This is a genomic window from Candidatus Palauibacter irciniicola (assembly GCF_965208695.1).
Classification (GTDB): Bacteria; Gemmatimonadota; Gemmatimonadetes; order Palauibacterales; family Palauibacteraceae; genus Palauibacter; species Palauibacter irciniicola.
Genome location: NZ_OZ242352.1, coordinates 260,929 through 284,679 on the forward strand (window position 1 = coordinate 260,929; position 23,751 = coordinate 284,679).

The window sequence follows — 23,751 nt, forward strand, 5'->3', positions numbered from 1 at the left end:
CGCAGCAAAGCCCGAAAGCCTGCTAGTGTGGCGCGGAATTCCCACGGACGGGGACCTGCGCGCTCCACGGACCATGCGCGTCGCACATCTCGGTCGGTTCCGTCCCCTCGAGGTAGATCTCGACGTAACGGACATCGAGCGGACACCAGCGCGTGGACAGCAGTCCCGTGGTCTCGCTCACCGTCCGCTCGATGAGGCCGGGCGGCCGCCGCCACGCGTCGGGGTGTTCGTGCGTCTCGTAATAGTGCGCCAGCACCGCCGCTCCGACCGGCGCCGCCGTGCCCCCGCCCGTGGCGCCCGCATAGATGCGCCGGGGCCGGTCGTGCCCGATCCACGTCGTCGTCACGAGGTCCGGCGTGAACCCGACGAACCAGGTGTTCGTCGCGTCGTTCGTCGTTCCCGTTTTTCCCGCCACCGGCACGGAGAAGGGAATCGCATAGCGGGACCTCACCGCCAGCGTCCCGGTCCCCCGGTCCACCGCGTCCCGCAGCATGGACTGGGCGACCCACGCGATGTCCCGTTCCAGCACGCGCTCACGCTGGACCCGGCTCTCCCAGAGCACGCGGCCGTCCCTGCTCTCCACGCGGAGGATCGACCGGGGAGAGACGCGGACGCCGAGGTTCGCGAAGGTGCTGTAGGCGGAGGCAATCTCGATCGGACGGACATCCATCGAGCCGATCGCCGCCGATGGCACGCGCGGGACGCTCGATGCGACCCCCATGCGTTCGGCCATTTGCGCGAACGACTCCTCGCCGACGCGCTGGCCCAGCTTGACGGCCACGACGTTGATGGACCGGGCAAGCGCCCGCCGTAGCGTCATCGGGCCCTTGAAGTCGTTCTCGAAGTTGCGCGGCGCGTAGGGATCGCCGCCGACGTTCTCGAGGTAGTACGGCTGGTCGTAGATGATCTCCGATGCGGGGATGCCGGCCGCGATCGCCGTCGCGTAGACGAACGGCTTGAACACGGAACCCGGCTGCCGGATGGCCTGGGTCGCGCGGTTGAACTCGGAGTCGCCGAAATCGCGCCCCCCCACCATCGCCCGCACATCGCCGGTCGCCGCGTCGAGCGCGACGAACATCCCCTGCACATAGGGCATCTCGGCGCCTCCGCGGCTCACCTGGTACAGACTGTCGGGCGGCCACGCCCGCACCTCCTCGAAGGTGACGCCGCGATAGGCCGGGTGGCGATCCACCCACTCCAGCTGCGCGAGCAGCGCGGAATCCGCGACCGCCTGGAGATCCGGGTCGAGCGTCGTGTAGACGCGGAACCCCTTCTCGTAGATGTCGGTGCCGTAGCGGTCGTAGAGCCGCTGCCGGACCCACTCCACGAAGTAGGGGGCGTCCTGCTCGATGCGGGCCCCCCTCGCGAGTTCCAGCGGGTACGCCTTCGCCGCCTCGGCGTCCTCGATGCTCACGAGTCCCTGCGCGGCCATCAGTTGAAGGACGAGATTGCGCCGCCCGATGGCCCGCTCCGGGCGGCGGATCGGGTTGTATCCCGCCGGATTCCGCGGGATGGCCGCGAGCAGCGCCGCCTCCGGCAGATTGAGCTGCGCGGCCGTCTTCCCGAAGTAACGCTCCGCCGCGGCCTGGACTCCGAACACCCCGTCGAAGTTGATCTGGTTGAGGTAGGCTTCGAGGATCTCCCACTTGCTGTACGCGCGCTCCAGGTCGATCGCGACCCGTATCTCGCGCAGCTTCCTGCGCACGCTGATGTCCCGGCGGTTCACGGAGCCCTCGAACATGTTGCCCGCGAGCTGCTGCGTGATCGAACTGCCGCCCGCGGCCCCGTACCCCCTCAGCAGGAAATCGAAGAAGGCCCGCGTCGTCCGCAGCAGATCCACTCCCGCATGACCCCAGAAGCGCTTGTCCTCGACCGCGATGAAGGCGTTGTACACGTGGCGTGGAAGCGCCTCCATCCGGATGGGCGTCCGCCGTTCGATGGCAAGCTCCGCGAGGAGGGATCCGTCCGCCGCGAAGAGTTTCGTCGCTTCCTTGGGTTCGAAGGCGTAGATCTGGGCGATGGAGGGACACTCGTCGCACAGGTGCGTCCATCCGCGCCAGGCCACGCCTCCCCCCAGTCCACCGCAGATCAGAACGGCGAGCACCAGGGCCCGGCGCACGTTTCTCCGCTTCCCGGCCGTCCCCTTCTTTGCGCCACGCGACCGGCGCGCGGTTCGTCGTCGACGGATCATCCCCGTTCCCCCCCTGCGATCTCCCGGCCGTTCACTCGTTCCTCCGGACCCCACCCCTCGCGTCGGACCGCCGACGGCCCGATTCTATCGTCACGCCGCGCCCGGCGGGAGCGACCCCGCGACGGGACGATAGGGAATATACCGACACCAGGCCCAGATGTTTCTCCCCGTAGACGAACAGATCCGCCGAATCCGCGCGGGAGCCGAGTCCATCGTCCCCGAAGACGAACTCGTGGCCAAGCTCGAGCGTTCGGCGCGAGAGAATCGGCCCCTCCTTATTAAACAGGGGTTCGATCCGACCCGGCCCGACCTCCACATCGGCCACGGCGTGTCGATCCACAAGCTGCGCACCTTCCAGGAACTCGGCCACCGCGTGGTCTTCGTGATGGGCGACTTCACGGCCCGCGTGGGCGACCCGAGCGGAAGGGACGAGACGCGGCCGATGCTGTCCGAGGAGGAGATCGAGTCGAACCTGGCCACCTACGAGGACCAGGTCTTCCGCATCCTCGATCCGGCGGCGACCGAGATCCGGAAGAACAGCGAATGGCTCGCCGGCCTCGCGCTGGCGGACATCCTGCGGCTGACCTCGCAGTACACGGTCGCCCGGATGCTCGAGCGCGACGATTTCGCCGCGCGCCACCGGGAGGGACGTCCGATCAGCCTCGTCGAATTCCTCTATCCGATGATGCAGGCGTACGATTCCGTCGCGTTGCGGGCCGACGTCGAACTCGGGGGCACCGATCAGCGGTTCAACCTGCTGCTGGGGAGAACGCTTCAGGAGCGCGCGGGCCAGGAACCGCAGGTGTGCCTCATCATGCCGCTTCTGCGCGGCACCGATGGGCACCGGAAGATGTCCAAGAGCTACGGCAACTACGTCGGTATCGCGATGGAGGCGAGCGAGACGTTCGGGCGCGTGATGTCGATCCCGGACACGCTGCTCGACGAGTGGCTCGTGCTCGTATCGAGCGCCTCCGGCGAGGAACTCGCCAACCGCCGCGCCCAGGCGGGCACCGATCCGCTCGCCGCCAAGCGGTGGCTGGCCGGGGACCTCGTGGCCCGCTTCCACGGCGCCGCGGCGGCCGGCGAGGCGCAGGAGGCGTTCGACCGCCTGCACCGGCGCCGGGAAGTGCCCGAGGATGTCCCCGCCGTCTCGCTCCCCCTCGGAGGGCAGGAGACGCTCTGGATCGCGCACATCCTCCGCGACTCGGGGCTCGCGGCTTCCTCCTCGGAGGCGGGCCGACTCATCCGTCAGGGGGCGGTGCGGGTCGATGGGAGCGTGATCCGCGAGGGCGACCTCCGGCTCGGAGAGGGCGAGTATCTCGTGCAGCGAGGCAAACGGGCGTTCGCGCGGATCTCTCTCCGGTCCCGCGATCTCTAGTTTCGGGAGCCCGGCGGCCGCGCACCCGGTTCCCGGGGCCGTCCCTGCGAAGGTCTTGCACGGGCCGAAATCGGCGCTCATGTTGCCCGGTCCCTTTCGTGGGGAAGTTGCGTGTGTGCGCCGAAAGGCGGCACGACACGTGCGGGAATCGTCGAGCTTCGGCGCGCAGCCGGTGTCGTCGCAAAACGGTTCCGCCAAGCGTTGTAAAGGAGTAGTGGCACGACACGACGTTCTTTAGAGGTCTCGACGCGGTGAACTGACCCGGCCGCGTCGGGCGGGGGCTCGGCCCTCGAACAGGTTCGGGTCGTAGAGGATCCCACTGCCACAGGAGGGCGATCCATGTTGTTTCACTTGTCAGGACGGCGGAGGCGCGCGAGTGCGCTAGCCGCTACAGCAGTGAGCGCCTGGCTCTTTATCGGCGCGGCCCCGCTGCTCGCTCAGGGAGCGGTCTCGGGGACGGTGACCGATGTGGAGTCGCTGGCCCCGGTGGCCGGCGCGCAGGTGTTCGTTGCGGGAACGGTGATCGGTACGCTGTCGGGTCCCGAGGGCACGTACCGGTTGGAAGGGGTGCCGGCGGGCGAGCAGACCGTAACGGTCCGCCTGATCGGCTACCACGAACTGTCGCAGACGGTGACGGTGACGTCGGGCCAGGTCGCGACGGCGGACTTCGCCGTGGAGCAGACGGCTCTTCGCCTCCAGGACATTGTCGTGACGGGGGTGGTGGGAGAGACGCCGCAGGTGAAGCTCCCGTTCACGGTGGAGCGGCTGTCGGCGCAGGACATTCCGGTCCCCGCGGCCGACGCCTCCTCGCTGCTGGCGGGTAAGGCGGCCGGCGTGTCGGTCATCTCCAATTCCGGCCAGCCCGGCCAGGAGTCGTCGATTACGCTGCGCGGTCCGACCTCGATCAACGCGTCCGGCCGGAGCCAGTCGCCGCTGATCGTGATCGACGGCGTGATCCAGGCCGAGGGCGCATCGCTCTCGGACGTGGGTGCGCTGGACATCGACCACGTGGAGATCGTGAAGGGGGCCGCGGCGGCGTCGCTGTACGGCTCGCGGGCGCAGAACGGCGTGATCGAGATCACGACGAAGCGCGGCACGGGCCTGCAGACGAACACGCTGACGATTACCGGCCGTGGCGAGTACGGTTTCGGCCAGCTCGTCGGTGATGTCGGACTCGTGCGTTCGCATCCCTACGAGATGAACGCATCGGGAACGAAGTTCATCGACAGCGAAGGCAACGAGGTCGACTTCGGTGACCTCAACCGCCCCGGCTTCGGTTCCGCCCGGCTGTACAACCAGATCGCCCCGGGCGAGGCGGCGACGCCGCAGACGGCGTTCGCGAACCAGGCGTTCCCCAACGAACTGTTCGATCACATGGACACGTTCTTCGATCCGGGCGAGACCGTCGATATCTACGGCGCGGTCACGGGCCGGTTCGGCGAGTCGAGCTTCCGGGTGAGCGTCAACCAGTTCCGCGAAGCCGGCGTCGTGAGTTGTTCCGCCTGCGTCGACAACCTCGCCACGCTCAACGCGGATCGTGTGGCGCAGGGGCTCACGGCCTTTGATGTCGGTGTTCCGAACGACGAAGGCTACGAGCGGCAGAACGTGCGCCTGAACGTCGACACGCGCTTCGGCGACCTGGACATCGCGGCGAGCGGGTTCTACTCGCGCTCCGACCAGGACGACAAGGCCGTGTCGACCGGTGCGTTCTCGCGGCTGACCTTCATGTCCCCCGCGCTCGACATCTCGCAGGTCGATCCGATGGACGGGTATCCGGACCTGAACGCGGATCCGCAGTCGATCGAGCCCAATCCGCTCTATCTGCTCGCGGTCAACGACAGCCGGGACGAGCGGACGCGGACGATGGGGTCGGTGGACCTCAACTTCTCGCCGGCGGCCATCGACTGGCTGACGTTCGAAGCGAACGCCTCGTTCGACCGGACGGACTTCAGCGACTACACGATCCGGCCCAAGAACGAGCGCACGGCGGGTGGCGGCGGTACCGGCGATTTCACCGGCGGCAGCCTCCGCGAGTTCAACTCCACCAACGAAGCGATCAACGCCTCCGTGACGCTCGGCGCGAGCCAGACGTTCATGGACGGCGACCTTACGGTGCGCGGTAAGGCCCGCTACCTCATCGAGGACCAGAGCTACCAGTCGAACGGCGTGTTCGGGAGCCGGTTCTCGGTGCAGGACGTGCCGAACTTCGGCGCCATCATCGGCGAGACCTCCGGGAACAACTTCCAGAGCGCGATTAAGGCGGAAGGGCTGTTCGGGATCGCGAGCGCCGACTATCGGGGCCGCTACATCCTCGACGGTCTCGTTCGTCGCGACGGCTCCTCGCTGTTCGGGCCGGACGAGCGGTGGCAGACCTACTACCGCGGCTCGATCGCGTGGCGCGTGGCGCAGGAAGACTTCTGGAACATCGACGCGATCGACGAGCTGAAGCTGCGCTTCTCGCTCGGTACGGCCGGCGGTCGCCCGAACTTCGCCGCCCAGTACGAAACGTTCGGCGTCTCGGCCGGCGCGATCTTCCCGATCAACCTCGGGAACCGCGCGCTCAAGCCGGAGTTCACGACCGAGAAAGAGGCGGGACTGAACTTCGTGTTCTTCGAGAACCTGGGTCTCGACCTGACGTACGCATGGAACACGACGGACGACCAGCTCCTGCAGGTTCCGCAGCCGGCGTTCGTCGGCTTCTCCAGCCAGTGGCAGAACGCGGGCGAGATTGCAGCCGAGACGTATGAGGTGTCGCTGCGCTACGCCGCGATCGACACGCAGGACATGGGCCTCCAGTTCCGGCTGAACTGGGACAAGACGAGGCAGGAGATCACGCGCCTGGACGTTCCGGACTACTCGTTCGGCAACTTCTACGTCTCCGAGGGTCGTCCGCTGGGCGAGCTGTGGGGCGAGCGGTGGGCCAGGAGCTGCGCGGATCTGGCGCCGGTCGGCGTGTCGGCTTCCGACTGCAACGCCAACTTCCAGGTGAACGATGACGGCCTCCTCGTCCCAACGGGTGGCTCCGCCTTCACCGAAGGGTTCAGCAAGAAGCTGTGGGGCACGCAGGTCGAGGTCGCCACGGACGACGGCAGCAACTCGTACCACTGGGGCCTGCCGGTCAAGGTTTCGGACTATTCGCCGGCTTGCGTCGCGAAGAATCCTGGCGACTACACCGAGAAGTGCGTACTCACCGAGTTCCTGCCGTTCGGAAACACGACGCCGGACTTCAACGCCTCGCTGGCGACGAACTTCCGGTATCAGGGTCTCAGTGTGAACGCGCTGGTGGAGACCTCTCAGGGCCAGTCGATCTACAACGGCACGGCGCAGTGGTCGCTTCGCGAGCTGCGCGGCGAGGACACGGACCAGACGGGCAAGTCGCTTGAGCACAACAAGCCCGTCGGCTATGCGTCCGCGGTTTACTCGGTCAACGCCGACAACGACTGGTTCCGCGAGGACGGCAGCTGGATCAAGCTGCGCGAGCTTTCGTTCGGCTATACGCTGCCCGAGGGCATGGTCGAAAGTCTGTTCAGCGGCGTCTTCGACAGGGTGACGCTGAACGTGATCGGCCGGAATCTGTTCACGATCACGGATTACCGCGGTTACGACCCCGAGGTCGGCTATACCGGCGGACAGTTCGGGAGCGCGGCGCTTAACCGGATCGACAGCTTCGGTTATCCGAACTTCCGGACGTTCACCTTCGCAGCCGAGTTGGTATTCTGATTCTCTGCCCGTGGCAGTGGCGGGTCGCCCTCTCCGGAGGGCGGCCTCGCCTCGTTACGAACAGGGGGATCGGGAGATACCGCTTGAACAACGGAGAGATCATGAAAAGGAAGCTGACGCTACCGGCCTTTGCGCTGGCGTTGACGGTCGGCTTTTCGGGCTGCGACCTGCAGGTCGACAACCCGAACCAGCCGGACCGCGCCCGCGCGCTCGCCGGCCCGGACGATGTGGAGACGCTCATCGCGAGCTCCTTCCTCAAGGTCTGGGAAATCGGACACTATTGGAACAACGCAAACTTCGCGTTCGGCCACATGGCCAGCCGCCACACGGCAACCTGGGGCAACATGGGGATGAACGACCTCGGTCGTGAGCCCCGCGAGTCGCTCCCGAACTCGCCTTCGTACCGGTGGGCCTACGTCTTCGAGGCCAACTGGGGCGACGCGTACGGCGGAATCTCGGCGGCATCGGATGGGATCCGGGCCATCGACGCGGGCCTCGAGATCGGCCCGGGCGGTGAGCGGAACGCTCGCGCCGTCGCCTTCGCGGCGGGCAGCCAGGCGATCCTTTCCTGCCTGCTTGCGCTCTGGTACGACCAGGCCTTCATCGTCGACGAGACGACGGACCTGGGCGGCGAACTCGAAACGGTCGACTACAACAGCATGTTCAGCTACGCCATGGGCAAGCTGGACGCGGCGGAGTCGCAGGCCCGGGGGGCCTCGTTCACGCTCAACGACACGTGGCTCAACGGGAATGCCTGGGACAACAACCAGTGGGCGGACTATCTCGTGGGCTGGAAGGCGCGCTGCGCGGCGAACCTGCCGCGAACGGACGCCGAAGCCGCGGGCGCCAACTGGGGTCAGATCATCTCCAACGCCCAGAACGGCATCCAGGATGTCGTTATGGTGGGTGAGGACTCGTCATCGGACAGCCCGTGGTACGACGGTCTCAAGACGCTCATGCAGGAGAACGAGACCTGGCACCGGATGCACATGGACTGGGTGGGCATGGCCGACCAGTCCGGGGAGTACCAGGACTGGCTGACGATCCCGACGCAGCAGCGCACCGCGCGCAGGATGACGTTCGGCGACGACATGCGGTTCCCGCCGAGCAACGAGAACGGCGTCACGTCGGAGATCGTAAGCCCGTCGGTCGCTTCCTTCGGTCCGCGGTCGCGCTACAACTCGACGATCATCTTTCGGCCGGAGCGTGGGACGTACCGGCAGTCGCACTACGGCGACATGCGGTATGACGCCTACACGCTCAGTTGCAGCTTCTGCTTCTTCGGCGACATGGAGCACATGACGACGCAGGAGATGGAGGGCTACATCGCCGAAGCGCACTACCGCATGGGCAACTTCGCGGGCGCGGCGGAGATCGTGAACAAGACGCGCATGGAGGCGGGCCTCCCGGCCGCGCCTGCCAACCCGACCGATGTGGTACCGTCCAACGGAGCGGGCGAATGCACGCCTCGGAAGCGGTACGACACGCAGGGGCGTTGCGGCAACCTGCGCGACGCGATGTGGTACGAGCACTTCGAGAACGTGTTCAACGTCTTCGGCGGACTCGAGTTCTGGCATGGGCGTCGTAACGACATTCTGCCGGCGGGTACGGCGCTTCAGTTGCCGATCCCGGCTTCGGACCTCGAGGTCCTGCAGCGCGACGTCTACACGTTCGGCGGTGGCGGTGCGAGTTCAGCCGGCGATCCGACGCCGTCGATCGTGCCCGGCAGCCTGGACGCGGCGCTGGAACGGGCCGCCTATACGCTGGAGCGGTTCAGGGCCAGCCAGGCGGCGGACCGCAAGGTGCGGGACCTGGTCGTCAGGTAGGAAGCAGTAGCCCGGCAAGGACCGGGCCGGGGGTGGTTCTCCCCGAAGGTTTGAACCAGGAAGGCGGTTGGTTGGATAGACAGCCTTTCCAGGGAGCGTACACGCCTCCCGGCGCCGTCAGTGACGGCTCCGGGAGGCGTGCGCTTAACAACGAGACGAGCGTCGGCAAACAACGATCGGTGGTCGCGATCCTGCGGCCCCGATCGTTTTTCTTGGGGGGCAGGGAGAGGGGTCGGGTCGCTTAGGGTCCCACGCTAGAGGAAGGGTGATCCATGTTACACAAGTCGTCCGGACGGCGGAGGCGCGCGAGTGCGCTGGCCGCCACGGCAGTGAGCGTCTGGCTCTTTATCGGCGCGGCCCCGCTGCTCGCTCAGGGAGCGATCTCGGGGACGGTGACCGACGCGGAGTCGCTGGCCCCGGTGGCCGGCGCGCAGGTGTTCGTTGCGGGAACGGTGATCGGCACGCTGTCGGGTCCCGAGGGCACCTACCGGTTGGAAGGGGTGCCGGCGGGCGAGCAGACCGTGACGGTCCGCCTGATCGGCTACCACGAACTGTCGCAGACGGTGACGGTGGCGTCGGGCCAGGTGGCGACGGCGGACTTCTCCGTGGAGCAGACGGCGCTTCGCCTCCAGGACATCGTCGTGACGGGGGTGGTGGGCGAGACGCCGCAGGTGAAGCTCCCGTTCACGGTGGAGCGGCTGTCGGCGCAGAATTTCCCCGTGCCGGCGGCCGACGTCTCCGCGTTGCTGACGGCGAAGGCGGCCGGCGTGTCGGTCGTTTCCGGCTCCGGTCAGCCCGGAGCGGAGGCGTCGATCATGCTGCGCGGTCCAACCTCCATCAATTCATCGGGCCGCTCGCTGTCGCCGCTGATCGTGATCGACGGGGTGATCCAGTCGGAGTCGGCCTCGCTCTCCGACATCGGATCGCTGGACATCGACCACGTAGAGATCGTGAAGGGGGCCGCGGCGGCGTCGCTGTACGGTTCGCGGGCGCAGAACGGCGTGATCGAGATCTCGACGAAGCGCGGGACGGGGCTGCAGACGAACACCCTGAACATCCTCGCTCGCGGCGAGTACGGCATCGCCCAGTTGGTGGGGGACGTTGGTTTGACGCGGTCCCACCCGTACCAGATGAACGCGGCGGGAACGCTCTTCATCGACACCGACGGGAACGAGGTCGCTTTCACGGACCTGAGCCGCGGCGGATTCGGTGCTCCGGTCCTCGCGAACCAGATAAATCCGGACGAGCCCGGCGATTCCTTCACGTCGTTCGCCAACCAGGCGTTCCCGCATGAGCTGTTCGATCACATGAACACGTTCTTCGATCCCGGCGAAACGATCGATGCCTACGCCGCGGTGACGGGCCGGTTTGGCGAGTCGAGCTTCCGGGTGAGCGTGGACCAGTTCAGGGAAGGCGGCATCGTGCGTTGCACGCCGTGTATCGACAACCTTGCCACGTTGAACGCGGACCGGGTCGCCCAGGGCTTGACGGCCTTCAACGCCGGGCTGCCGGACGACGACGGGTACGAGCGACAGAACGTGCGCCTGAACGTCGACACCCGGTTCGGGGACCTGGACATCGCGGCGAGCGGGTTCTACTCGCGCGCCAACCAGGACGACAAGGCGCTCGAGAACGGCGCGTTCAGCCAGTTGACGTTCGCCTCGCCGGCCGTCGACCTGGCACAGATCGACCCGGTGGACGGCTATCCGAGGATCGATGCGGACTCGCAGTCCATCTCCAACAACCCGCTCTACCTCCTGGCGATCGTAGACAGTCGGGACAAGCGGACGCGGACGATGGGTTCGGTCGACCTCAACTTCTCGCCGGCATCCCTCGACTGGCTGACCTTCGAGGCGAACGCGTCCTTCGACCGAACGGACTTCTACGACTACGAACTGTATCCGAAGAACGAGAAGACCCGTGAGGGCCCAACCGGCGGCAGCCTGCGCGAAGGCAACTTCGAGGACGAGGCGATCAACGCATCGGTGACGCTCGGCGCGAGCGAGACGTTCATGGACGGCGACCTCACGGTGCGTGGTAAGGCACGCTACCTGATCGAGGACCAGCGCTTCGAGTCGAACGGCGTATTCGGAACCCAGTTTTCGGTGCAGGACGTCCCCAACTTCGGGGCCATCACCGGATCGACGACGGGCAGCAACTCCGTCCGGGCGATCAAGGCGGAAGGACTCTTCGGGATCGCGAGCGTGGACTACCAGGGCCGCTACATCCTCGACGGTCTGATCCGGCGCGACGGTTCGTCCCTGTTCGGGCCTGACGAGCGGTGGCAGACCTACTACCGAGGCTCGTTTGCCTGGCGCGTGACGCAGGAGGATTTCTGGAACATCGACGCCATCGATGAACTGAAGCTGCGCTTCTCGCTGGGGACGGCGGGCGGCCGGCCGAACTTCCAGGCCCAGTACGAGACCTTCGGCATTTCGGGCGGCGCGATCTTCCCCGTCAACCTCGGGAACACGGCACTCAAGCCCGAGTTCACGACGGAGCGTGAGGCGGGGCTCAACTTCGTCTTCTTCGACAACCTGGGTCTCGACCTGACGTACGCATGGCAGACGACCGACGACCAGTTGCTGCGCGTTCCGCAGCCGGCGTTCGTGGGTTTCTCCAGCCAGTGGCAGAACGCGGGCGAGATCTCCGCGCAGACGTACGAGATCTCCATGCGCTACGCACCGATCGACACGGAGGACATGGGCCTGCAGTTCCGTCTGAACTGGGATCGGACGCGCCAGGAGATCACGCGACTGGACGTTCCCGCGTACCGCCAAGGGACGTTCTTCGTCTCGGAGGGTCGTCCGCTGGGCGAGATGTGGGGCCACGTGCTGGCGCGAACGTGCTCGGATCTGGAACCCGTCGGCATCGCGGCCGCGGACTGCAACGCGAACTTCCGGGTGAATGACGACGGCATCCTCGTGTGGACGGGAGGCGCCGACTTCACCGAAGGGTTCAGCAAGAGACTCTGGGGGACGGACGGGACCGTGCCCACGACCGATGGTGGCGAGAACACGTATCTCTGGGGCATTCCGATCAAGGTTGTGGACTACTCGCCGGCCTGCGTGGCGAAGAACCCGGGGAACTACATGGAGAAGTGCCAGCTCACGGATGTGCTTCCGTTCGGGAACACGACGCCGGACTTCAACGTGTCGTTCGGGTCCAACTTCCGTTACAGGAACCTCGCCGTGAACGCCCTCGTCGAGTCGTCGATGGGTCACTCCATCTACAACAACACGGCGCAGTGGGCGCTCCGGGATGACCGGGGCGAGGACGTGGACCAGACGGGGAAACCCCTCGAGTTCACCAAGTCCATCGGTTACGTGGCCGGGGTGTATCTCTCGAACAACGACAACGACTGGTTCCGCGAGGACGGCGACTGGATCAAGATCCGCGAGTTGTCGATCGGGTACACGCTGCCGGACGGGATGCGGCAGAGCCTCTTCGGCGAGATGTTCGACCGGATCACCTTCAACGCCATCGGCCGTAACCTGCTGACGATCACGGACTATCGCGGATACGATCCCGAAGTCGGCCGGAGCGGCGGCGAACTCACGAACGCGGGCCTGCAGAGGTACGACAGCTTCGGCTATCCGAACTTCCGCTCGTTCACGTTCTCGGCGGAACTGGTGTTCTGATGCCCCTCCGCGAAACGGAGGTCGAACGGACATGGACTGAGTTTATGGAGGGGTCATGAACAGGAAGCTGACACTGCCGGCCGTCGCGCTGGCTCTGGGAGTCGGCTTTTCGGGCTGCGACCTTCAGGTCAACAACCCGAACGAGCCGGACCGGGCCCGCGCGCTGGCGAGCCCGGATGACGTCGAGTCGCTCATCGCCAGTTCCTATCAGCAGGTCTGGGCGATGGGTCACTACTGGAACAACGCGAACTTCGCCTTCAACCACATGTCGAGCCGGCACACGGCGACGTGGGGTAACAACGGCCAGAACGACCTCGGCCGGGAGCCACGCGAACCGATGCCGAACTCGACCTCCTATCGCTGGTCGTACGTGTTCTCGGAGCACTGGAACGACGCCTATGGAGGGATCGCGGCGGCGTCCGACGGGGTCCGGGCCATCGACGAGGGTCTGGAGATCGGGCCGGGCGGCGAGCGCAATGCCCGGGCGCGCGCCTTCGCGCTCTCCAGTCAGGCGATGCTGAGTTGCCTGCTCGCGCTGTGGTACGACCAGGCCTTCATCGTCGACGAGACGACGGATCTCACGGGCGAACTCGAGACCGTCGACTACAACAGCATGTTCAGCTACGCGATGGGCAAGCTGAACGAAGCGGAGTCCGCCGTGCGGGGGACTTCGTTCACGCTGCCGGACACCTGGATCAACGGGAATCCGTGGGACAACAACCAGTTCGCCGACTATCTGGTCGGCTGGAAGGCGCGCTGCGCGGCGAACCTGCCGCGGACGGATGCCGAGGCGGCCGGTGCGAACTGGAGCCAGATCATCTCCGACGCGCGGGCCGGCATCCAGGATGTCGTCGTCGTCGGCGAAGACCGTTCGTCCGACACGGCCTGGTTCGACGACCTGAAGGCCAAGGCGCAGCAGAACGGCACCTGGCACCGGATGCACATGGACTGGGCCGGGATGGCGGACCAGAGCGGGCAGTACCAGGACTGGCTCTCCTTCGAGACCTCGAAGCGGACGGCGCGCAAGATGGAGTTCGGGGATGACCGGCGGTACCCCGCCGTGAACGAGAACGGGACGCTGGGCGAGAGCGTGAGTCCCACGGCCGCGTCCACGGGTCCCGTCCACCGTTACAACGCGAACATCATCTTCATCGCCTCGCGCGGGACGTACCGGCAGTCGCACTACGGCGATGCCCGGTACGACCACTACACCCTGAGCTGCAACTTCTGCGAGTCCGGGGAAATGGAGGAGATGACGGGCCAGGAGATGGAGCACTACGTCGCGGAAGGCCTGTACCGGATGGGCGACTTCGCGGGGGCCGCGGACATCATCAATGTGACGCGGATGCAGGCCGGGTTGCCTCCCGCCCCGTCGAATCCGACGGACGCGGTGCCCTCCAACGGCGCGGGCGAATGCACGCCGCGCAAGCGGTACGACGTGCAGGGGCGTTGCGGCAACCTGCGGGATGCGATGTGGTTCGAGCACTTCGAGAACGTGTTCAACGTGTTCGGCGGGCTCGAACACTGGCACGGGCGACGCAACGACATCCTGCCGGCGGGCACGGCGCTGCACCTGCCGATGCCGGCGGCGGATCTGGAGGTTCTGCAGCGGGACATCTACACCTTCGGCGGGAGCGCGGGCGGAGCGGCCGGCAATCCGACGCCCCCGTCGATCGTTCCGGGCAGCCTCGACTCGGCGCTGGAGAGGGCGGCCTTCACGCTGCATCGCCTCCAGCGGCAACAGAGAGCCGCGCGTGCCAGCGAAGACATGGTCGTGCGTTGAGATGAGACGACCGGGGGGCGCCGGTGGGCGCCCCCCGGCCTGACTTCAGATAAAGGACGGTCGCATACGAAGCACAAACGGATCTCACTGCTACAGGAGAGTGATCCATGTTGTTCAAGTTGTCAGGACGGCGGAGGCGCGCGAGCGCGCTGGCCGCCACGGCAGTAAGCGTCTGGCTCTTTATCGGCGCGGCCCCGCTGCTCGCTCAGGGAGCGGTCTCGGGGACGGTGACCGACGCGGAGTCGCTGGCCCCGGTGGCCGGTGCGCAGGTGTTCGTTGCTGGAACGGTGATCGGTACGCTGTCGGGTCCGGAGGGCACGTACCGGTTGGAGGGGGTGCCGGCGGGCGAGCAGACCGTGACGGTCCGCCTGATCGGCTACCGGGAGCTGTCGCAGACGGTGACGGTGGCGTCGGGCCAGGTGGCGTCGGCGGACTTCGCCGTGGAGCAGACGGCTCTTCGCCTCCAGGACCTCGTCGTGACCGGGGTGGTGGGCGAGACGCCGGCGGTGAAGCTCCCGTTCACGGTGGAGCGGCTCTCGGCGCAGGACCTGCCGGTCCCGGCGGCCGACGCCTCCTCGCTGCTGGCGGGCAAGGCCGCGGGTATGTCGGTCGTCTCCGGTTCCGGCCAGCCCGGCCAGCCCGCCTCGATCATGCTGCGCGGCCCGACGTCGATCAACTCCGCCGGCCGGAGCACGTCGCCGCTAATCGTGATCGACGGCGTGATCCAGTCCGAGGGCGCATCGCTTTCGGACGTTGGTGCGCTGGACATCGACCACGTGGAGATCGTGAAGGGAGCGGCGGCGGCATCGCTGTACGGTTCGCGGGCGCAGAACGGCGTGATCGAGATCACGACGAAGCGCGGCACGGGGCTGCAGACGAACTCGCTGAACATCCTCGCGCGCGGCGAGTACGGCTTCGGCCAGCTCGTCGGTGACATCGGCCTCGTGCGCTCGCATCCGTACACGATGAATGCGTCCGGGACGAAGTTCATCGACTCGCAGGGCAGCGAGGTCGACTTCCGGGACCTCAACCGCCCCGGCTTCGGCTCGGCCCTGCTCTACAACCAGATCAACGTCGGCGAGCCGGGAACGACGTCCACCGCGTTCGCGAACCAGGCGTTCCCGGGCGAACTGTTCGACCACATGGACACGTTCTTCGATCCCGGCGAGACGATGGACATCTACGGCGCGGTCACCGGCCGGTTCGGCGAGTCGAGCTTCCGGGTGAGCGTGGACCAGTTCCGCGAAGCCGGCGTCGTGAGTTGCTCGCAGTGCATCGACAACCTCGCCACGCTCAACGCGGACCGTGTGGCGCAGGGCCTGTCGGCCTTCAACGTCGGCGTTCCCGACGACGAGGGCTTCGAGCGGCAGAACGTCCGCCTGAACGTCGACACGCGCTTCGGCGACCTGGACATCGCGGCGAGCGGCTTCTACTCGCGCTCCGACCAGGATGACAAGGCCGTGTCGACGGGGGCCTTCTCCCGTCTCACCTTCATGTCGCCCGCCATCGAACTGACGGAGGTCTCGTCGTTCGACGGGTATCCCGACATCAACGCGGATCCGCAGTCGATCGAGGCCAACCCGCTCTATCTGCTCGCGGTCAACACCAGCCGGGACAAGCGGACGCGGTCCATGGGTTCCGTGGACCTCAACTTCTCGCCGGCGGCCTTCGACTGGCTGACGCTCGAGGCGAATGCCTCGTTCGACCGGACGGACTTCAGGGACTACACGATCCGGCCCAAGAACGAGCGCACGTCCAGCGCCAGCGGCACCGGCGAACTCACCGGCGGCAGCCTCCGCGAGTTCAACTTCACCGACGAGGCGATCAACGCCTCCGTGACGCTCGGCGCGAGCCAGACGTTCATGGACGGCGACGTGACCGTGCGCGGAAAGGCCCGCTATCTCATCGAAGACCAGAGCTTCAAGTCGAACGGCGTGTTCGGCAGCCGGTTCTCGGTGCAGGACGTGCCGAACTTCGGCGCGATCATCGGCGAGACCTCCGGGAACAACCAGGTCCGGTCGATCAAGGCCGAGGGACTCTTCGGGATCGCGAGCGTCGACTACCAGGGCAAGTACATCCTGGACGGCCTGATCCGACGCGACGGCTCCTCGCTGTTCGGGCCGGATGAACGCTGGCAGACGTACTACCGCGGTTCGGTCGCGTGGCGCGTGGCGCAGGAGGACTTCTGGAACATCGACGCGATCGACGAACTGAAGCTGCGCTTCTCGCTCGGCACGGCCGGCGGTCGCCCGAACTTCTACGCCCAGTACGAGACGTTCGGCGTCGCGCAGGGCGCGATCTTCCCGGTCAACCTCGGGAACCGCGCGCTGAAGCCGGAGTTCACGACGGAGCGCGAGGCGGGAATCAACTTCGTGTTCTTCGAGAACCTCGGCCTCGACCTGACCTACGCCTGGCAGACGACGGACGACCAGTTGCTGCAGGTTCCGCAGGCCGCGTTCGTGGGCTTCTCGAACCAGTGGCAGAACGCGGGCGCGATCGCGGCACAGACGTACGAGGTGTCGCTGCGCTACGCGGTGATCGACACGCAGGACATGGGCCTCCAGTTCCGGCTGAACTGGGACAAGACGAAGCAGGAGATCACGCGGCTGGACGTTCCCGACTATACGGTGGGGACCTTCTTCGTGTCCGAGGGTCGCCCGCTGGGCGAGCTGTGGGGCGAAGTGCTGGCCACCAGTTGCGCCGATCTGACGCCGGTCGGCGTGTCGGCTTCCGACTGCAGCGCCAACTTCCAGGTGAACGATGACGGCCTCCTCGTCTACACGGGGGGGAGCGACTACACGGAGGGCTTCAGCCAGAAGCTGTGGGGTACTCAGGGGACCGTGTCCACGCCGGACGGCGACCGCACGTACCAATGGGGGCATCCGTTCTACGTCGAAGACTACTCGCCGGCCTGCATCGCCAAGAACCCGGGCGATTACGAAGAGAAGTGCCGCCTGACCGACTTTCTCCCGTACGGGAACACGACGCCGGACTTCAGCGCGTCGTTCGCGACGAACTTCCGCTACAGGAACCTGAGTCTGAACGCGCTCCTCGAGTCGTCGGTGGGCCACTCGATCTACAACAACACGGCGCAGTGGGCGCTGCGCGAACTGCGCGGCGAGGATGTGGACCAGACCGGCAAGCCGCTCGAGTTGAACAAGCCCACGGGCTACGCCTCGGTCATCTACAACGTCGGGTCGGACAACTCCTGGTTCCGCGAGGACGGAGACTGGCTCAAGGTCCGCGAGCTGTCGCTCGGCTACACGCTGCCGGAGTCGGTCACCTCGTCCGTTTTCGGCGACGTGTTCGATCGGGTCACGCTGAGCGCCATCGGCCGCAACCTGTTCACCTTCACCGCATACCGCGGGTACGATCCCGAAGTCGGCCGGGACGGCGGGGAGGTCGGGAGCGCGACCCTGAACCGCGTCGACAGCTTCGGTTATCCGAACTTCCGGACGTTCACCTTCTCGGCGGAGCTGGTCTTCTGACACCCTTCCGCCGAAGGGGGTCGGACGGACATGGAATTGCGTAATGATCGAGTAATGGAGGAATCATGAAAAGGAAGCTGACGCTGCCCGCCATCGCGCTGGCGCTTACGGTCGGCTTTACGGGTTGCGACCTGCAGGTCGACAACCTGAACGAGCCGGACCGGACGCGAGCCCTGGCGGGCCCGGACGACGTGGAGACGCTCATCGCGAGCTCCTACCTCAAGGTCTGGGAAATCGGGCACTACTGGAACAACGCGAACTTCGCCTTCAACCACATGTCGAGCCGCCACACGGCGACGTGGGGCAACATGGGGATGAACGACCTCGGTCGTGAGCCCCGGGAGCCGCTGCCGAACTCGGCTTCGTACAGCCCGTCGTACGTCTTCGAGGCGAACTGGGGTGACGCCTACGGCGGCATCTCCGCGGCGTCGGACGGGATCCGGGCCCTCGATGAGGGTCTCGAGATCGGCCCCGGCGGCGAGCGGAACGCGCGCGCCCGGACGTTCGCGATGGCCAGTCAGGCGATACTCAACTGCCTGCTCGCGCTGTGGTACGATCAGGCCTTCATCGTCGATGAGACCGTGGATCTCAGCGGCGAGCTGGACACGGTCGACTACAACGCGGTGTATCAGTACGCCGTGAACAAGCTGGATGAGGCGGAGGCGGCGGCCCGGTCGTCCTCGTTCACGCTCCCGGATACGTGGATCAACGGGAATCCCTGGGACAACAACCAGCTCGCGGATTACCTCGTGAGCTGGAAGGCGCGCTGCGCCGCGAACCTGCCGCGAACCGACGCCGAGGCCGCCGGCGTGAACTGGGGCAAGGTCATCTCCGACGCCGAGAACGGCATTCGCGAACTCGTTGCCATCGGCCAGGACCGTTCTTCCGGGACCCCGTGGTGGAGCGGCATCAAGATCTTCATGCAGGAGAACAACACCTGGCACCGCATGCACATGGACTGGGTCGGCATGGCGGACCAGAGCGGCCAGTACCAGGACTGGCTGACGTTCCCCACGGAACAGCGGACGGCGCGCGAGATGACGTTCGGCGACGACAAGCGGTTCCCGGCGGTGAACGAGACCGGCACGCTGGGCGAGCCCGTGAGTCCCTCGGCCGCCTCGTACGGTCCGCGCCACCGGTACAACGCCACGATCATCTTCCGGCCGGAGCGCGGGACGTACCGGCAGTCGCACTACGGCGACTCGCGGTACGACGACTACACGCTGAGCTGCAGCCGCTGCGAGTTCGGCGCGATGGAGTCCATGACGCACCAGGAGATGGACGCGTACGTGGCGGAGGGCCACTACCGCATGGGCAACTTCGGGGCCGCCGCGGACATCGTGAACAAGACGCGCATGGAGGCGGGCCTGCCGCCCGCGCCGTCGAACCCGACGGATGCGGTGCCATCGAACGCGAACGGCGAATGCACGCCGCGGAAGCGGTACGACGTACAGGGCCGCTGCGGGAACCTGCGCGACGCGATGTGGTTCGAGCACTTCGAAAACGTGTTCAACGTGTTCGGCGGGCTCGAGTTCTGGCACGGCCGGCGCAACGACATCATGCCGGCGGGGAGTGCGCTGCAATTGCCGATCCCCGCCGCGGATCTCGAGGTCCTGCAGCGGGACATCTACACGTTCGGCGGAGGGGAGCCGAGTTCGGCCGGGAATCCGATCCCGCCGTCGATCGTGCCGGGCAGTCTCGACGCTGCGCTGCTGCGTGCGGCGTACTCGCTGGAGCGTATCCAGAGGAGTCTCGCGAGGGAGGCTCGAGCCGCAAACGCCGATCTCGTGGTGCGTTAGCAATTTCGGCGGAGTGTCCCGGCCCGGGGGCCTGCGGGCGACCCCGGGTTGTGGAAGAGGCCACCGGGTCCGTCCCGGTGGCCTCTTTACGTCCGGAATCGGGGGCTGTCAGAAATCGCGGACTTCGGACGTTTCCTCGTTGTGCGGCGGTCGTCCGCCGCGCTAGCTTTCGGCGACGGAGACGGTCTTGAGCAAGAACACAGAGGGATACATGAGACTGAGAGCCACGCACTTCCTGGCGACATGCGCGGTCCTGATCGGTTTGGCGGGCGCGTCCGCGACCGGGTGTGTGGACCTCAACGTCGGGCCCACGGTTCCCAACGTCGATTCGATGGAAGACACCGCGCTCGACGAGCCGGGCAACACGAATCCGGGCAACAACATCGTCCCGGCCCTCCCGGAGAGCCGCTAGCCCTTCGGGCGCCCGGCGCGCCTTGACGGGCCCCGGCCGGCCAGCATCCGAGGTCGACCCCTCGCTGCGGGCCGTGGCCCTCGGGATGGGATCGAATCTGGGTTCTCGCATCGACCATTTGCGCGTCGCCGCGCGGCGCCTGGCGGAGACGGTGCTGGTCGAACCCCGGTTCTCCAGGGTCTATGAGACCGCGCCCGCGTACGGTCTGGACCAGCCCGCCTACCTGAACGCCTGCTGCGCCGGCTGGACCCGTCTCCAGCCCGGCGCGCTGCTCGCTTCGCTCAAGGACCTCGAGGCGCGGGCGGGCCGCGACCTCGACGCGCCGAGATACTCCTCCCGTCCGCTCGATCTCGATATCCTTCTCTACGCGAACGACGTCGTCGAGACGCCGCACCTCGCGATTCCTCACGCCGCGCTCGCGGAGCGGGCCTTCGTGCTGCTGCCGCTGGCGGAAGTTGCCGGCGCCTGGCGACATCCGTCGCTCGGGCGCTCGATCGCCGAATTGGCGGCCGCCGTGGGCCGGGAGGGCGTCACGGTCACGGAACTGTGCCTGACGGAGGCTTCCGATGGAGGCTCATGAGCCGTAGGACTCTGGAGGTCGAAGCCGCCGGAGGCGGGAGCTACCCGATTCACATCGAACCGGGTCTGCTCGACGACGCGGCGTCGGTCTGCCGGGAGTACGCGCCGGCGCACCGATACGCCGTGATCGCGGATTCGCAGGTCGCGCGGCTCTATGGCGCCGCGGTCGTCTCCCGCCTCGAGGATGCCGGTCTCGCCTCCGATCTGTTCCCGTTTCCGGCGGGCGAGTGGAACAAGAGCCGGGAGCAGTGGGCCGCGCTGAGCGATCGCATGCTTCACGCGCGGTTCGGTCGCGACTCGGCCGTCGTCGCGCTGGGAGGCGGGGTCGCGGGCGATCTGGCCGGTTTCGTCGCGGCCACGTACATGCGCGGCGTTCCCGTCATTCAGATTCCCACGACGCTTCTGGCCATGCTGGACAGCTCCGTGGGGGGGAAGACGGGCGTCGACACCGAGGCGGGCAAGAACCTGATCGGGGCCTTCCATCACCCATCGGCCGTGCTCATCGATCCCGCCGTCCTGGAGACGCTGCCGCGGCACCAGCGCTGCGCCGGGCTGGCGGAGGCCGTGAAGACGGCGGCGATTCTCGATGTGGAGCTCTGGGACTGGATGGACCGGGGGGCTTCGGCGCTATCGAGCGGCGACCCGGATGCGTCCGGCGAACTCATCGAGCGCGTCGTGGGGCACAAGGCGGCGGTGGTCGGCGATGACCCGCTGGAGCGCGGCCGCCGCGAGATCCTGAATTTCGGACACACCGTCGGCCACGCCCTGGAAGCTCTCGAGGGCTACAAGCTCCTGCATGGCGAGGCCGTCGCCGCGGGCATGCGCGTCGAATCGCGTCTGGGAGAACTGCTAGGCGTCACCGAGCACGGAACCTCCGAACAGCTCACCGCGCTGCTGGAAGCGTGCGGGCTCGACGGCGACTGGGAGACGGACCGCGAGCCAGCCGAGATTCGGGATGCGATGTCGAAGGACAAGAAGGCGCGTCGGGACCGGATCCGCTGCGTATTCCTGTCGCGGCTCGGCGAGGTGGCCACCGACGCCGATGGACGCCACAGCTTCGCTCTCGGCGAGGAGGACCTCGGACAACCGCTCGCGACGGCTTTACGACCGGCCCCGGGCGTTTGAGATTGTCGGAAGTGATCCCCCCCGAACCGTCCCCGACCTCCACGCTCAGCGTCGCCGGTCTCTTCGCGCGACACGCGGAGTTGAGCCCGCACGCGCCCTGCATATGGGCGGGGGGCGGGTCGTGGAGCTATTCCCGCGTCGCGGCGCAGGCCCGCGCCCTCGCGGTGGGGCTTCACAACCTGGGGGTCGAGCCGGGGGACCGCGTCGCGGTCCAGTTGCCCAACTGGCCCGAATTCGTGGTCTCCGCCCTGGCGGTCGCGGAAGCGGGCGCCGTCCTCGTGCCCATCGGTCCGAACTGTTCGCCGCGCGAACTCCGCTTCACGCTGCGGAATTCCGAGGCCGCCGTCGCGATCACGGCGGAGAACTGGAACGGCGTGGACTACCTCCAGCGTTTCGAGAGCCTCCTCACGCGGCTGCCGGATCTTCAGTACGTGGTGACGGTCGGAGAGGAGGATCTCTGGTACGACGACCGGATCTTCCAGTTCGAGGATCTCATCGCGAGCGGCCGCGGTCGGGAAATCCCGCCGACGGAGGTGGACCCGCACCGCGATCCGTGCGCGATCCTGTACACTCCCGGCACCACGGGGGCCCCGAAGGGGGTCGTCCTCACGCACGACAACCTGGTGCGGACCGCGCTCGCGACCGCCGCACGGCTGGAGTTGGAGGCCGAGGATCGCACGCTCTGTGTCGTCCCGCTGCCGAACATCTTCGGGCTCACGGCGCTGCTCACGACGCTCGGCACCGGGGGGGCGCTCGTGCTGCAGGAGACCTTCGACGCGTCGGGCGCGCTCGCGCTCGCGCGGGAGCACGAGGCCACGGTCGTTCACGGCGTCCCGACCATGTTCGTGATGCTGCTTAGGGCGCTGGAACAGGGCAGGGCCCGGCCCGACTCGCTGCGCACCGGGGTCATCGCGGGCGCCCCGGTCGGCGAGGCCCTCGTGCGCGACGCGCGCCGTCGCCTGATCCCCGATCTCGAGAGCGCCTACGGCCTCACCGAGACCTCCCCCACGGTGTCGATCACGGCCCGGTCGGATCCGGAGTCGAAGCGGGCCCACACGGTGGGTCGGCCACTCGAGGGGGTCGAGGTGAGGGTGCTTGACGAGGCCGGCGGGGAACTCCCCAACGAGTCCGTGGGCGAACTCGCCGTGCGCGGTTTCAACGTGATGCACGGGTACTTCCGCCAACCCGGCCAGACTCGGAAGACCATGACCGAGGACGGCTTCCTGAAGACCGGTGACCTTGCGATGGTGGACCCCGAGGGTTACCTGCATATCGTCGGCCGCCTGAGCGACGTGATTCTTCGCGGGGGTAACAGCGTTCACCCCGCCGAAATCGAAGCGCAGCTCCGGTCCCACCCCGCGGTGGAAGAAGCGGTGGTTCTCGGGATCCCCAACGACGTGCTGGGCGAACTCATCTGCGCCTGCGTGATCACTGCCGAAGGGGCCCTGATCACGGCCGACGAAATCCGCGATTTCTGCCACGAATCTCTGGCAGAGCACAGAGTGCCGGATCTCATTCACTTTCTGGATGAGCTGCCGGAGGCCTCCAGCACACAAGCGCGCCGCGTGAATCTGGCCCGCATCGTACGCGCCGAGGCCGACTAGACCAGATCGCCGCTGCGGTCGACGGGCAAAGCGGCCCGCGACCGGATCGGCGAGAGCGCGAACGGCGATCCGTAGACCCCTCTCACCATCCCCCCCGCCACCGGGGGCGAGGCAGAGGGGCCTCACCGGGCCGTTCGCGGCAACGAACGGAACAAGAGGACATGAACGACATGTACACGCGGGCGCCTCACCGGCGCCCCCCCGC

General features: G+C 67.0%; 12 protein-coding genes. 11 read left to right on the forward strand and 1 reads right to left on the reverse strand.

The genetic code is table 11. The features are described from left to right. Positions 1–22: 22 nt before the first annotated feature. A complete protein-coding gene (locus ACOGI9_RS01175; RefSeq protein ID WP_419858085.1) occupies positions 23–2,119 on the reverse strand; it encodes a penicillin-binding protein 1A in 2,097 nt (698 codons plus the stop codon). Positions 2,120–2,348: 229 nt separating this feature from the next. On the opposite strand from ACOGI9_RS01175, the gene tyrS reads away from it, so the two are divergent. From tyrS to ACOGI9_RS01230, 11 genes are all read left to right on the forward strand, one after another. Next, positions 2,349–3,569 carry a tyrosine--tRNA ligase gene (gene tyrS / locus ACOGI9_RS01180; RefSeq protein WP_419858086.1) on the forward strand — a complete coding sequence of 407 codons (1,221 nt, stop codon included), beginning with the start codon at positions 2,349–2,351 and terminating at the stop codon, positions 3,567–3,569. A 396-nt stretch (positions 3,570–3,965) separates the two neighbouring features. Beyond that, the gene (locus ACOGI9_RS01185) at positions 3,966–7,289 is read left to right on the forward strand and encodes a SusC/RagA family TonB-linked outer membrane protein (RefSeq protein ID WP_419858087.1); all 3,324 of its coding nucleotides are present in this window, start codon (positions 3,966–3,968) and stop codon (positions 7,287–7,289) included. A gap of 101 nt (positions 7,290–7,390) precedes the next feature. Continuing rightward, entirely contained in the window at positions 7,391–9,115 is a 1,725-nt protein-coding gene (locus ACOGI9_RS01190; protein ID WP_419858088.1) for a hypothetical protein, read from the forward strand. A gap of 329 nt (positions 9,116–9,444) precedes the next feature. Next, positions 9,445–12,756 carry a SusC/RagA family TonB-linked outer membrane protein gene (locus tag ACOGI9_RS01195; protein ID WP_419858089.1) on the forward strand — a complete coding sequence of 1,104 codons (3,312 nt, stop codon included), beginning with the start codon at positions 9,445–9,447 and terminating at the stop codon, positions 12,754–12,756. A 55-nt stretch (positions 12,757–12,811) separates the two neighbouring features. Next, complete coding sequence (locus tag ACOGI9_RS01200) at positions 12,812–14,539, forward strand: hypothetical protein (RefSeq protein WP_419858090.1); 1,728 nt, start codon at positions 12,812–12,814, stop codon at positions 14,537–14,539. Between the two features lie 107 nt (positions 14,540–14,646). Next, complete coding sequence (locus tag ACOGI9_RS01205) at positions 14,647–18,027, forward strand: SusC/RagA family TonB-linked outer membrane protein (protein ID WP_419858091.1); 3,381 nt, start codon at positions 14,647–14,649, stop codon at positions 18,025–18,027. 65 nt (positions 18,028–18,092) lie between these two features. Next, positions 18,093–19,826, forward strand: coding sequence for a hypothetical protein (locus ACOGI9_RS01210; RefSeq protein ID WP_419858092.1), 1,734 nt, complete (start codon positions 18,093–18,095; stop codon positions 19,824–19,826). A gap of 187 nt (positions 19,827–20,013) precedes the next feature. After that, a complete protein-coding gene (locus ACOGI9_RS01215) occupies positions 20,014–20,238 on the forward strand; it encodes a hypothetical protein (protein WP_419858093.1) in 225 nt (74 codons plus the stop codon). 85 nt (positions 20,239–20,323) lie between these two features. Next, positions 20,324–20,818, forward strand: coding sequence for a 2-amino-4-hydroxy-6-hydroxymethyldihydropteridine diphosphokinase (gene folK, locus ACOGI9_RS01220; RefSeq protein ID WP_419858094.1), 495 nt, complete (start codon positions 20,324–20,326; stop codon positions 20,816–20,818). Continuing rightward, complete coding sequence (gene aroB, locus ACOGI9_RS01225) at positions 20,815–21,942, forward strand: 3-dehydroquinate synthase (RefSeq protein ID WP_419858095.1); 1,128 nt, start codon at positions 20,815–20,817, stop codon at positions 21,940–21,942. Before folK ends, aroB begins: the two co-directional genes overlap by 4 nt. An 11-nt stretch (positions 21,943–21,953) precedes the next feature. Beyond that, a complete protein-coding gene (locus ACOGI9_RS01230) occupies positions 21,954–23,546 on the forward strand; it encodes a class I adenylate-forming enzyme family protein (protein ID WP_419858096.1) in 1,593 nt (530 codons plus the stop codon). Positions 23,547–23,751 lie beyond the last annotated feature (205 nt).

Coding starts and splice junctions, on each gene's coding strand:
- folK (WP_419858094.1), top strand. CDS start 20,324: ATGGGATCGAATCTGGGTTCTCGCATCGACCATTTGCGCGTCGCCGCG.
- ACOGI9_RS01200 (WP_419858090.1), top strand. CDS start 12,812: ATGAACAGGAAGCTGACACTGCCGGCCGTCGCGCTGGCTCTGGGAGTC.
- ACOGI9_RS01205 (WP_419858091.1), top strand. CDS start 14,647: ATGTTGTTCAAGTTGTCAGGACGGCGGAGGCGCGCGAGCGCGCTGGCC.
- tyrS (WP_419858086.1), top strand. CDS start 2,349: ATGTTTCTCCCCGTAGACGAACAGATCCGCCGAATCCGCGCGGGAGCC.
- ACOGI9_RS01210 (WP_419858092.1), top strand. CDS start 18,093: ATGAAAAGGAAGCTGACGCTGCCCGCCATCGCGCTGGCGCTTACGGTC.
- aroB (WP_419858095.1), top strand. CDS start 20,815: ATGAGCCGTAGGACTCTGGAGGTCGAAGCCGCCGGAGGCGGGAGCTAC.
- ACOGI9_RS01190 (WP_419858088.1), top strand. CDS start 7,391: ATGAAAAGGAAGCTGACGCTACCGGCCTTTGCGCTGGCGTTGACGGTC.